This window comes from Streptomyces sp. NPDC043726, from assembly GCF_056436565.1.
Genome location: NZ_JBWKCI010000001.1, coordinates 829,092 through 840,388, shown reverse-complemented (window position 1 = coordinate 840,388; position 11,297 = coordinate 829,092). Strand labels below are relative to the sequence as shown.

Genomic DNA, 11,297 nt, shown 5'->3' with positions numbered 1-11,297 from the left:
TACGTCCGCAAAGGTCGCCTTCCCCGGGCCAATCGCATGATGGACACGGTTTTGAGACGCTTCGCCACCCTGACTTGTCATGATTTTCCCGCCCCCCGGCGCTTCCTCTGAAGACGCTCCCCGCTCGCTGTGTGGTTCTGGGTCCCCCCTCTGCGTTTCCTCAGCCCGGCGCCGACGCGCCGGGCTTGGCTGACACAGTGTCAGTTCGTCAGGAGTTCAGGTAGGTCAGGACCGCGAGAACGCGCCGGTGATCCCCGTCACTCGGGGACAGTCCCAGCTTCAGGAAGATGTTGCTGACGTGCTTCTCCACGGCTCCGTCGCTCACCACGAGCTGCCGGGCGATGGCGGAGTTGGTCCGCCCCTCGGCCATCAGCCCCAGGACCTCCCGCTCCCGCGGGGTGAGCCCCGCGAGCACGTCCTGCTTACGGCTGCGCCCGAGCAGCTGCGCGACCACCTCCGGGTCCAGGGCCGTGCCCCCCTCGGCCACCCGCACCACCGCGTCCACGAACTCCCGCACCTCCGCCACCCGGTCCTTCAGCAGGTACCCGACCCCGCGACTGGAACCGGCCAGCAGTTCGGTGGCGTAGCGCTCCTCCACATACTGTGACAACACCAGCACACCGAGTCCCGGGTGCGCCTTGCGCAGCTGTACGGCGGCCCGGACGCCCTCGTCGGTATGGGTCGGCGGCATGCGTACGTCCGCGACCACGACGTCCGGCAGCGTGCCCTGCGCGTCGAGCTCCGTGATGGTCTTGATCAGTGCTTCTCCGTCGCCGACGCCGGCGACGACCTCGTGCCCGCGGTCGGTCAGCAACCGGGTCAGGCCCTCCCTGAGCAGCACTGAATCCTCGGCGATGACCACCCGCACCCTGTCCTCCACGACGTCCGGCCCCCCGAGCCTGTGTTGCGTCCGGCCGGCTGTCTTCCGGCCTGGTCCCACGGCTCCTCAGTATCGCGCGATCGGCCGGTCCTCACCGGGCCTGTGGACAACCTGGCCTGCCGTGGGGCGGTGCGCGGTCGGGGAGGGGCGGTTTCCGGCCGCGCCGCACGTGCGAGGTCCGCCTCCGGCAGACGGAGGCGGACCTGAAAGGCGGTCGCGTCAGTTCCTACACGGCCCGCCAGGGAAGCTCCGCGGTGATCCGCGTCGGGCCGCCCACCGGCGAGTCCACGACCAGGATCCCGTCCACGGCGTCCAGCCGTTCGGCGAGCCCGGCCAGGCCCGACCCGGCGGTGGTGTCGGCGCCGCCGACGCCGTTGTCGACGACCTGGAGCATCAGCCGGTTCTCCACCCGCCAGACGTCCACGCCCGCCCAGGTGGCCCGCGCGTGCTTGCTGATGTTCTGCAGCAGCTCCGAGACGGTGAAGTAGGCGATGCCCTCGATCGCCGGGACCGGCCGCTCGGTGAGGTCGACCTGGACCTCGACCGGGACCGTGCAGCGCGAGGCGACCGAGGAGAGCGCGGCGTCCAGGCCGCGGTCGGTCAGTACGGCCGGGTGGATCCCGCGGGCCAGGTCACGCAGCTCCTGCAGGGCCGTCTTCACCTCGCCGTGGGCCTCGTCCACCATGCGCGCCGCGGCCTGCGGATCCTCCGCCAGCTTCTCCTTCGCCAGGCCCAGGTCCATGGCCAGCGCCACCAGCCGGGCCTGCGCGCCGTCGTGCAGATCGCGCTCGATGCGGCGCAGATCGGCGGCGGCCGTGTCGACCACGACGCCGCGGTCCGACTCCAGCTCCACCACGCGCGTGGCCAGCCGCGAAGGGCCGAGCAGCCCGTGCACCATCAGCCGGTCCACCATCGTCAGCGCCCGCACGATCCACGGCGTCGCCAGCGTGAAGAGCAGCCCCACCAGCGCGGTCACGGTGATCTCGAACGGGTTGTCGAGGTAGACCTGGTGCGTCTCGTCGCCGTAGAGCTGGATGCCGCCCTGGCCGCCGTACAGCGGGAAGAGCCAGAACCACAGCGGGTAGGTCAGCAGGCTCCAGCCGAGGGCCCAGAAGTTCACCGCGACGACGAAGGAGAAGGTCGCCCACGGCAGCTGGAGCACCGCGTACAGCAGCGAGCGCCAGGAGGTGCCGCTCTTCAGGACGGCACCCATCCAGGCCAGGAACCCCTGCCTGCGCATCCGCAACGGCTCCGGCTCCGCGACCTCGAGGTCCAGCAGCCCCCGCGCGCGGGCCCGCTCCATCGCCCCGAAGCCGCGGCAGCCGGCCAGGCCGGCCGCCAGCACCGGGATGCCGAGGAAGGTGACCAGCAGTCCGAAGCCGAGCGACACCATGGTGATCGCGTAGGTGAAGAACAGGACGCTGATCGGCAGGCTCAGCAGGACATAGCCCAGCTCCCGCCAGTGCCGCGCCTCGAACGGTGCCCGCAGCCCGGCCGGCAGCCGGTGCTTGTCCGGGACGTCGAGTCCGTATCCCTGCCCGTACTCCATGGCCATCGGCGTCGTCCGTTTCTGCTCGTGCCTCTGGGTGTGTGCTGTACCTCCACCCTCCTCCGCCGCAGGTCCGCGAGCCATGGAGTCCGTCGGCGTCTTGAACGGGGGGTTTTCCCTACCCCTGCTCCGGGACCCGGTCGCGCCACGGCAGTTCCGCCGTCACCGTGGTGGGGCCGCCCTGCGGCGAGTCGATCACGAACAGCCCGTCCACGGCGCCGAGCCGGTCGGCCAGCCCCCGCATCCCGGTACCGCCGTCGAGCCGCGCGCCCCCGCGCCCGTCGTCCCACACCTGCAGCAGCAGCCGGTCCGCCGCCCGCCACACCTCGACCGACGCCGACCGAGCCCCGCTGTGCTTGCTGATGTTCTGCAGCAGCTCCGAGACCGTGAAGTAGGCGATCCCCTCGATGGCCGCGGCCGGCCGCGAACCCAGGTCCACCGTCACCTTCACCGGCACCGTGCACCGCGAGGCGACCGACGACAGCGCCGCGTCGAGCCCCCGGTCGGTCAGCACGGCCGGGTGGATCCCGCGAGCCAGATCCCGCAGCTCCTGAAGCGCGAGCTTCACCTCGCCGTGCGCCTCCTCGACCATCGCGGCGGCGTAGTCGGGATCCTCCAGGAGCTTCTCCTTCGCCAGGCCGAGCCCCATCGCGAGATTCACCAGCCGCGCCTGCGCTCCGTCGTGCAGATCCCGCTCGATCCGCCGCAGATCGGCGGCGGCCGTGTCGACGACCACCCCCCGGTCGGACTCCAGTTCGGCGATGCGACGTTCCAGCTCGTCCGAGGGCGACAGCAGCGCGCGCACCATGGCCCGGTCCGCGTTGGCCAGGCCCCGCGCGATGAACGGCAGCACCGGCCACAGCACGAACAGCGAGGTCAGCGTGATGGTGAAGGTGAGGATGCCCCACGGCAGCCGGATGAAGTCGTAGAGCACCGTCCGCCAGCCGACCGGGTCCTTCAGCAGCTGCCACAGCTGCGCGAAGAAGCCGTTCCGCCCGCCGCGCAGCCGCAACGGGCTCGGCTCGTCCACCCGCACCCCGAGCAGCGCCCGCGCCCGCTTCCGCTCCAGCTTGCCCAGCTGCCGGGCGCCCATCAGCCCGGCCGCCAGGAGCGGGAACCCGACCACGGTGACCGTCAGCCCGGCCCCCACGAACAGCATCGTCACGACGTAGACGAAGCCGAACAACGACATCGGAAGGTTCGCCAGAAGGTGCGCGATCTCCTTCCAGGTGTGCCGGTCGTAGGCGAACCGTGCCGGCGGCAGCGGCTGATTCGTGTCGCTCCGGTCGCTGCGGTCGGCTCGGCCGACTCGGTCGGCCCTCGGGGCGCGCTGGGGGGACGGATGGCGTTCGGTCATATGGGCTAGCGTGCCGGTCGAGCGCCGCTCGCGCCATGAGGCGGACCGCCGCGCTCCCCTGGGGAAAACCCCACCTGCGCCCCACAAGCCATGACAGGCTGCTTACGCTCGCTTTAGCAGGGCCTAGACTCCCGTGCGTATAGATCGTCGATCTGTATCGTCGAACTAGATGTCGAATTTCATGTCGAACGGCTGTGTTCACTGAGGTCAGGGAGCGAGGGACGGACGTGCCGGAAACGACCGTCGTCGTCGCGGCGGACAAGGGTGTCGTCGTCTCGGCGGATTACTTCCAGTCCTACTCGGTCGTCGGACTGCTCGCCGTGGTCGGCGTGCTGTTCGTCGCGGTCGCCTTCGGGGCCGGGCGCCTGCTGCGGCCCGTGGTCCCGACGCCCGAGAAACTTCTGACGTACGAGTGCGGCGTCGACCCCGTCGGCGAGGGCTGGGCGCACACCCAGGTCCGGTACTACGTCTATGCCTTCCTTTACGTGATCTTCGCAGTGGACTCGATCTTCCTGTTCCCCTGGGCGACGGTCTTCGCCGCCCCCGGCTACGGTGCCACCACCCTCGTCGAGATGTTCATCTTCCTCGGCTTCCTGGCCGTCGGTCTGCTGTACGCCTACAAGAAGGGCGTCCTGGAATGGACGTGACTCCCTCCCCTTCCGAGCCCGTGCTGCTGCCCGAGCCGAAGCGGCTGGGCGCGCTCGCACGCCTCGCGCCCGAGCCGATGAAGGTGGTCCTGAACTGGGGCCGCCGCTACTCGCTCTGGGTCTTCAACTTCGGCCTCGCCTGCTGCGCGATCGAGTTCATCGCGGCGTCCATGGCCCGCCACGACTTCATCCGCCTCGGTGTGATCCCCTTCGCGCCGGGCCCGCGCCAGGCCGACCTGATGGTCGTCTCCGGCACGGTCACCGACAAGATGGCGCCCGCGGTGAAGCGGCTGTACGAGCAGATGCCCGAGCCGAAGTACGTCATCTCGTTCGGGGCGTGCTCGAACTGCGGCGGTCCCTACTGGGACTCGTACTCGGTGACCAAGGGTGTCGACCAGATCATCCCGGTGGACGTCTACGTACCGGGCTGTCCGCCCCGCCCGGAGGCGCTGCTCCAGGGAATCCTGAAACTCCAGGAGAAGATCGCCCGGGAGTCGTTGGGGGAGCGGTACGGGGTGGCCCGTCCTTCTGCCGCGGCTTTGCAGAGTGGGTTGGTCAAGAGGCCGGACGTCGGGTCCGGGCCGGGGTCGGCTGCTGCGGCGAACGGGGCGGTGGGTGGATCTGGTTCGGGTTCCTCTGAATCCTCGGGTTCTGGTTCGGGTCCGGTGGTGGCTTCTGATTCGCTCAACGGATCGGCTGGGGCTTCGAGTTCCCGGTCGGCGGGGGAATCTGGATCGGGTTCCGCCGGGTCGGGTTCGCAGTCCGCGTCGGGATCGGAGTCCGGGTCGGGTTCCGCGTCGGGTTCGGGTTCCGCGCCGGATTCTGGTTCTTCGTCGGGCTCTCCTTCCGTGAACGGATCGGCCGCGGGCGGGAGTTCCCGTTCGGCGGCGGATTCCAGCTCGGCTTCCGAACCGAGGGAGGAGCGATGAGCACGGTCGGCTGGCTGCCCGCACCCGTTGAGGAGCTCTTCGGCTCCGAGGCCACCGGCGAGGAGTCCTACGAGGTCCTCACCGTCGACGTCCCGCCGGCCTCCTGGACCTCAGCGCTGCGCACGGCACGCGACGAGTTGGGCTGTACCTACTTCGACTGGCTGAGCGCGGTCGACGAACCCGGCACGGGCTTCCGCGTGGCCGCCCACGTGGCCGCCCTGGCACCGGTGCGACGCCTGCTGCTGCGCACCACGGTTCCGCACGAGGCTCCGGTGCTGGAGTCCGCGGTCACGGTCTACGCGGGCGCGGGCTGGCACGAACGCGAGACCCACGAGATGTTCGGCGTCTCCTTCGAAGGCCACCCGGCGCTGGACCACCTCCTCCTCCCGGAGACCTTCGAGGGCCACCCCCTGCGCAAGGACTTCGTCCTGGCCGCCCGCGTCGCCAAGGCGTGGCCGGGCGCGAAGGAACCGGGCGAGTCCGACCACGGCGGTCCCAAGCGCCGCCAGATGCTTCCGCCCGGCGTCCCCGACCCCAACGAGTGGGGCCCGCTCAAGGGCCAGCTTCCCGCTGCCCCGGCCCGTCCGGCGCGAGGTGCGGGCCGAGCGGCGGGGGAGCGTCCGGCCCGTGCCGCGGTGGCGGGGGAACGCCCCGCACGCCGTGCCCGGTCCGCTTCGGAAGGCTCGGCGAGCCAGGCGGCGGCGCCGGCAGCCGGGGCTGCAGGCGCGACGACGCCTTCGGCGGAAGGCGCTCCGGCGGCGGCTCCGGCAGAAGGCGCCCCCGCGACGACTCCGCCCCGCCGCGCGCGCAGTGCGAGTGAGGGCTCCGCCAGCCAGCAGGCGGGTACGGCGGCCGCGAGCAGTTCTGGAACCGGGACCGGTACCGGCGCCGGTGCTGCCCCACGCCGCTCCCGCAGCGTGAGCGAGGGCTCGGCCTCCCAGCGCACCGAGCCGACGCCCTCCGAGGGCACCCCGCCCACGGCACCCAAGACTCCCCGCAGCACGGATGCCCCTTGGCACCACGCCCGCCCGGCCTTCGAGGAACCGACTTCGAAGGAGCCGACGCGGGAGCTTCGGCAAGAGCAGGAGTCCCGGCAAGAGCTGAAGCCCGAGCAAGAGCAGAAGCCCGAGCAAAAGCAGGAGCAGACGCCGGAGCCTCCCGCGCCCGCCGAAGCCGCGCCCGCCGAAGCCGCGCCCGCCGAAGCCGCACCCACCGAAGCCGCGCCCGCCGAAGCCCCGCCCGCGGACACGGCCGTAACCCCTGAGGACTCCACCCACGACACGGCCGTAGCCCCCGCAGAGTCCCCCTCGGACACGTCCGCCCCCGCCGAAGCCCCGAACGAAGAGCCCGACGAAGACCCCGCCGAGCACCGTCGTCCGAACCCCCCAGGAGGCCCGCAGTGAACGACGCGCTTGACGTCACCCTGCGACTCCTCGTCGTCTTCGTCGTCTTCCTCACCTTCCCCTTGCTGATCGGTCAGACCGAGCACAAGGTGATGGCCCACATGCAGGGCCGCCTCGGCCCCATGTACGCGGGCGGCTTCCACGGCTGGGCCCAGCTCGTCGCCGACGGTGTGAAGTTCGCGCAGAAGGAGGACGTGGTCCCGGCCGGCGCGGACCGCCGTATCTTCCAGCTCGCCCCCGCCGTGGCCTTGCTCCCGTACCTCCTCGTGCTCCTCGCCATCCCGATCGGCCCCGGTGAGGGTGCGGTCGGTGAGGTCATCGACGCGGGTGTCTTCTTCGTCCTGGCCGTCATGGGCGTCGGCGTCCTCGGCGCGCTCATGGCCGGCTGGGCCTCCGCCAACAAGTTCTCCCTGCTCGGCGGCCTGCGCACCGCCGCCCAGCTCCTCGCCTACGAACTCCCGATGCTCCTCGCCGCCGCCTCCGTGGCGATGGCGGCGGGCACGGTCTCCCTGCCCGGCATCCTCGACGCCTTCGAGTGGTGGTGGCTGCCCTGGCAGATCGTCGGCGCCATCGTCTTCTTCGTGGCCGGGCTCGCCGAGCTGCAGCGCCCGCCCTTCGACATGCCGGTCGCCGACTCGGAGATCATCTTCGGCGCGTACACCGAGTACACGGGTCTGCGTTTCGCACTCTTCCTCCTCGCCGAGTACGCCGGAATCGTCGTCCTGTGCGGCCTGACCACCGTCCTCTTCCTGGGTGGCTGGCACGGCCCCTGGGGTGCCGACGGGCTCGGCTGGGTCTGGACGCTGCTGAAGACCGCCCTGCTCGCCTTCGTCGTCATCTGGCTGCGCGTGACCTATCCCCGGCTGCGCGAGGACCAGCTCCAGAAGCTCTCCTGGACGCTCCTCGTCCCCCTCGCCCTCGCCCAGATCGCCCTCACCGGCATCGTCAAGGTGGTGATCGAGTAATGGCCCCCATCCCCGGCTCCGGCCTCGCCAAGGGCCTGGCCGTCACCCTCCGCACGATGACGAGGAAGTCCGTCACCGCGCAGTACCCGGACGCCCAGCCCCATCTCCCGCCCCGCACCCGCGGTGTGATCGGCCTGTTCGAGGAGAACTGCACGGTCTGCATGCTGTGCGCCCGTGAGTGCCCCGACTGGTGCATCTACATCGACTCCCACAAGGAGACGGTCCCGGCGGCGGCCCCCGGCGGCCGTGAGCGCAGCCGCAACGTCCTCGACCGCTTCGCCATCGACTTCTCCCTGTGCATGTACTGCGGTATCTGCATCGAGGTCTGTCCCTTCGACGCCCTGTTCTGGTCCCCGGAGTTCGAGTACGCCGAGACCGACATCCGGGAACTCACCCACGAGCGCGACAAGCTCCGCGAGTGGATGTGGACGGTCCCGGAGCCGCCCGCCCTCGACCCCGCCGCGGAGGAGCCCAAGGAGCTCGCCGCGGCCCGCAAGACGGCCGAGAAGCTCGCCGCCGCCCAGGCCGAGCCCGAGGAGGGAGAGTCGTGACGTTCGCCGCGGACAGCCATGGCTTCCTCTCCCCGACCGGCGTGGAGATCACCTTCCTCCTCGTCGGCCTGGTCACCTTCGGCGCGGCCCTGATCACCGTCACCACCCGTCAGCTGGTGCACGCCGCCCTGTGGCTGGTGGTCGCCCTCGGCGGAATCGCCGTCGAGTACCTCCTGCTCACCGCCGAATTCATCGCCTGGGTGCAGGTCCTCATCTACGTCGGTTCCGTCGTCGTCCTCCTCCTGTTCGGCCTGATGCTCACCCGGGCTCCGATCGGCCGCTCCCCGGACGCCGACTCCGGGAACCGCTGGGTGGCCCTGGCGGTGGCCGTCGCCGCCGCGGCCGCCCTGATCTGGGTGGTCGTCGACGCCTTCCGCACCACCTGGATCGACCTCGACGGCGCCCCGGCCGGCTCCACCGACGTCACCGGCAAGGCCCTCTTCCAGAACTGGGTCCTCCCCTTCGAGGCCCTCTCCGTCCTCCTCCTCGCCGCCCTGGTCGGCGCGATCGTCCTTTCCCGCAAGGCGAAGGCCGACGCCACGCCCGCGCCCGGCGGGGGGACCGCCACCCCGACCGGTGGCGGAGCCGCCGGGACGGACGGCGGGGGAGCCGTCAAGGCCGATCAGGAAGGCGCCCGCTGATGCACCTCGCCTATCCCGCAGTGCTCGCCGCCCTCCTGTTCTGCACGGGCCTGTACGGCGTCCTCGCCCGCCGCAACGCGATCCTGGTCCTGATGTCCGTCGAGCTGATGCTCAACGCCGTCAACCTCAACCTGGTCGCCTTCGACGTCTGGCTCAGCCGGGCCGCCGAGGAGACCCTGCACTCCGGCCAGGCCCTGACCCTGTTCACCATCGCCATCGCCGCCGCCGAGATCGGCATCGGTCTGGCGATCGTCCTCGCCGTCCACCGCAACCGCGGCACCTCGGACATCGACAAGCTCCGCGACACCGCCGAGGGCCACGAGAGCGATGCCCCGGACGTCCGGGCACCCGTCGAGGAGAAGGCTGAGGCCACCGCGTGACCACGACCACCCTCGCCGTCCTCGTCCCCCTCCTTCCCTTCCTGGGCGCCGCCGCCGGGCTGCTCCTGGGCCGCACGGCACCCGGTTACGTCCCCCCGCTGGCCGTCCTGCCGACGCTCACCTCCCTGGTCCTCGCCGTGCTGGTCGCCGTCGACCAAGGCGGCGACCAGGCCGTGAACGCCGCCACCGAGCTCACCCCCACCGGCTCGGTCCCCATCGAACTCGCCCTGCACATCGACGGATTCGCCGCGCTGGTGGCCGTCGTCGTCGGCCTTGTCGCCTCCTGTGTGCAGATCTACTCCACGGGCTATCTGCGCGACGACCCGCGCTATCCGTCCTACGCCGCGCTCGTCTCCCTGTTCACCTCCGCGATGCTGCTCGTCGTCTACTCCGGCGACCTGATGGTGCTGCTGGTCGGCTGGGAAGTCATGGGCATCTGCTCGTACTTCCTGGTCGGCCACTACTGGGAGACCCCGGAGGCCCGCGCCGCCTCCCTCAAGGCCTTCCTGGTGACCAAGCTCGGTGACGTCCCCTTCCTGATCGGTCTGTTCGCCCTGGCCACCGACGCCGGGTCCTTCAGCATCACGAAGATCCTCGGCACCGTCGCGAGCGGCGGCCTCGACCACCCCACGCTGATCGCCCTGCTGCTCCTCGCGGGCGTGGCCGGAAAGTCGGCGCAGTTCCCGCTGCACACCTGGCTCCCCGACGCGATGGCGGGCCCGACCCCCGTCTCCGCGCTGATCCACGCCGCGACGATGGTCGCCGCCGGTGTGTACTTCGTCGCCCGTCTCCTCCCGGTCTTCGAGGCCTCCCAGGCCGCGATGGTCGTCCTCGCCGTCATGGCCGCGGTCACGATGCTCGGCTCCGGCCTCGCCGCCCTCGCCCAGGACGACATCAAGCGGGTCCTCGCCTATTCGACGATCGGCCAGCTCGGTTACATGACCGGCGCTCTCGCCGTCGCCGACCGCGGGGCCGCCGTCTTCCACCTCATGTCCCACGGCGCCTTCAAGGCGCTGCTGTTCCTCGCGGCCGGCGTGATCATCCACGCCGTCGGCACCAACTCGCTGGCCGCCATGTCCCGGATGAAGGACCTGCGCGCCCGCGTCCCCGACGCCTACTGGACGATGAGCGTGGCGCTCCTCGCGCTCGCCGCGATCCCGCCCTTCAGCGGCTTCTTCTCCAAGGAGTCCGTCCTCGGCGCCGCCGAGCACGTCTCCACCGGCCACACCGAGCACGCCCCCGGCGCAGCGGGCTGGATCGTCCTGGTCGCCGCCCTGCTGACGGCCATGCTCACCGCGGCCTACGCGACCCGCCTGTGGCTGCTGACCTTCCGCGGGCGCGGAGCCGAGGCCCCGGACCACGGACGGCAGCCCCTCACCATGACCGTGGTGCTGTGGGTGCTGGCCGTACCCTCGCTCGCCTTCGGCGGGTTCGCCTACGGCACGCTGCCCGACTGGTTCGACGGCCACGACCTCGCCCCGACCCTGACCACCTCGGTCCTCGGCACCGGAGTGGCCCTGGTCGGCGGCATCGTCACCTACGCCGCCTGGCGCCACACCACCGCCCTCGCGGCCCGCGTCCCGCTGGGTGCGGTCGCGGCCCACCCCGAGGGCGACGCCGGACTGGTCGAGGCCGAGGCCATCGCGAGTCACGCGCCCGCGTACGGAGACGTGGCCTCGGCGCCCGACCCGGCGGACCCCGGCCGCCTGCTGCTCGGCCCGCTGCACCGCCACGCGGCCGTCGGCTTCCACCTGGACGCCGTGTACTCGGCCCTCTTCGTCCGCCCGGTCCAGGCCGGCGCGAGTCTCGTCCGGTTCCTCGACCGTGAGGTCGTCGACACCTACGTACGGGGCGCGGGCGCGCTGCCCCGCTGGCTCGGCATCGCCGTACGGCGTGCCCAGACCGGCAATGTGCAGACCTATGTGAGCGCGCTGCTCGCCGGAACCGTCGTCCTGGCGGTCGCCGCCGTCCTCGTCGCCACGGGAGCGTGAGCAG

At 71.3% G+C, this 11,297-nt stretch carries 10 protein-coding genes and 1 pseudogene; 8 read left to right on the top strand and 3 right to left on the bottom strand.

Annotation, left to right across the window (positions count from 1 at the left end; translation table 11 throughout):
* Positions 1-208: 208 nt before the first annotated feature.
* The 3 genes from AC068Z_RS03895 to AC068Z_RS03885 all read right to left on the bottom strand — a co-directional run bounded on the left by AC068Z_RS03895 (position 209) and on the right by AC068Z_RS03885 (position 3,786).
* Entirely contained in the window at positions 209-868 is a 660-nt protein-coding gene (locus tag AC068Z_RS03895) for a LuxR C-terminal-related transcriptional regulator (protein ID WP_478552286.1), read from the bottom strand.
* Positions 869-1,106: 238 nt separating this feature from the next.
* Positions 1,107-2,435: a sensor histidine kinase gene (locus AC068Z_RS03890; RefSeq protein WP_478551950.1), complete on the bottom strand. Its 1,329-nt coding sequence runs from the start codon at positions 2,433-2,435 to the stop codon at positions 1,107-1,109.
* Positions 2,436-2,547: 112 nt separating this feature from the next.
* Positions 2,548-3,786, bottom strand: a complete 1,239-nt coding sequence (locus AC068Z_RS03885; protein ID WP_478551949.1) for a sensor histidine kinase — start codon at positions 3,784-3,786, stop codon at positions 2,548-2,550.
* 227 nt (positions 3,787-4,013) lie between these two features.
* Here AC068Z_RS03885 and AC068Z_RS03880 point away from each other — a divergent pair, with 227 nt between their 5' ends.
* The 8 genes and pseudogenes from AC068Z_RS03880 (at position 4,014) to AC068Z_RS03845 (ending at position 11,293) form a co-directional block, all read left to right on the top strand.
* Positions 4,014-4,433, top strand: a complete 420-nt coding sequence (locus AC068Z_RS03880) for an NADH-quinone oxidoreductase subunit A (protein WP_451725209.1) — start codon at positions 4,014-4,016, stop codon at positions 4,431-4,433.
* Positions 4,424-5,023, top strand: a pseudogene (locus AC068Z_RS03875) (NADH-quinone oxidoreductase subunit B); the annotation flags it as partial. The gene AC068Z_RS03880 and the pseudogene AC068Z_RS03875, both read left to right, overlap by 10 nt.
* Positions 5,024-5,358: 335 nt before the next feature.
* A complete protein-coding gene (locus AC068Z_RS03870) occupies positions 5,359-6,765 on the top strand; it encodes an NADH-quinone oxidoreductase subunit C (RefSeq protein ID WP_478551946.1) in 1,407 nt (468 codons plus the stop codon).
* Complete coding sequence (locus AC068Z_RS03865) at positions 6,762-7,730, top strand: complex I subunit 1/NuoH family protein (protein WP_315886121.1); 969 nt, start codon at positions 6,762-6,764, stop codon at positions 7,728-7,730. Before AC068Z_RS03870 ends, AC068Z_RS03865 begins: the two co-directional genes overlap by 4 nt.
* Positions 7,730-8,281 (top strand): NuoI/complex I 23 kDa subunit family protein, encoded by a 552-nt coding sequence (locus AC068Z_RS03860; protein WP_478551943.1) that lies wholly within the window; start codon positions 7,730-7,732, stop codon positions 8,279-8,281. Before AC068Z_RS03865 ends, AC068Z_RS03860 begins: the two co-directional genes overlap by 1 nt.
* On the top strand, positions 8,278-8,922 hold the full coding sequence (locus tag AC068Z_RS03855) for an NADH-quinone oxidoreductase subunit J family protein (protein WP_478551941.1): 645 nt from the start codon (positions 8,278-8,280) through the stop codon (positions 8,920-8,922). The genes AC068Z_RS03860 and AC068Z_RS03855 overlap by 4 nt, the downstream gene beginning before the upstream one ends.
* The gene (gene nuoK, locus AC068Z_RS03850) at positions 8,922-9,302 is read left to right on the top strand and encodes an NADH-quinone oxidoreductase subunit NuoK (protein WP_478551939.1); all 381 of its coding nucleotides are present in this window, start codon (positions 8,922-8,924) and stop codon (positions 9,300-9,302) included. The genes AC068Z_RS03855 and nuoK overlap by 1 nt, the downstream gene beginning before the upstream one ends.
* Positions 9,299-11,293 (top strand): NADH-quinone oxidoreductase subunit 5 family protein, encoded by a 1,995-nt coding sequence (locus AC068Z_RS03845; RefSeq protein WP_478551937.1) that lies wholly within the window; start codon positions 9,299-9,301, stop codon positions 11,291-11,293. Before nuoK ends, AC068Z_RS03845 begins: the two co-directional genes overlap by 4 nt.
* The last annotated feature ends 4 nt before the right edge of the window (positions 11,294-11,297 follow it).

Bases quoted from the DNA above. Each gene is read 5' to 3' on its own strand.
- AC068Z_RS03885 (WP_478551949.1), bottom strand. From the start codon at position 3,786: ATGACCGAACGCCATCCGTCCCCCCAGCGCGCCCCGAGGGCCGACCGA.
- AC068Z_RS03860 (WP_478551943.1), top strand. From the start codon at position 7,730: ATGGCCCCCATCCCCGGCTCCGGCCTCGCCAAGGGCCTGGCCGTCACC.
- AC068Z_RS03890 (WP_478551950.1), bottom strand. From the start codon at position 2,435: ATGGCCATGGAGTACGGGCAGGGATACGGACTCGACGTCCCGGACAAG.
- nuoK (WP_478551939.1), top strand. From the start codon at position 8,922: ATGCACCTCGCCTATCCCGCAGTGCTCGCCGCCCTCCTGTTCTGCACG.
- AC068Z_RS03870 (WP_478551946.1), top strand. From the start codon at position 5,359: ATGAGCACGGTCGGCTGGCTGCCCGCACCCGTTGAGGAGCTCTTCGGC.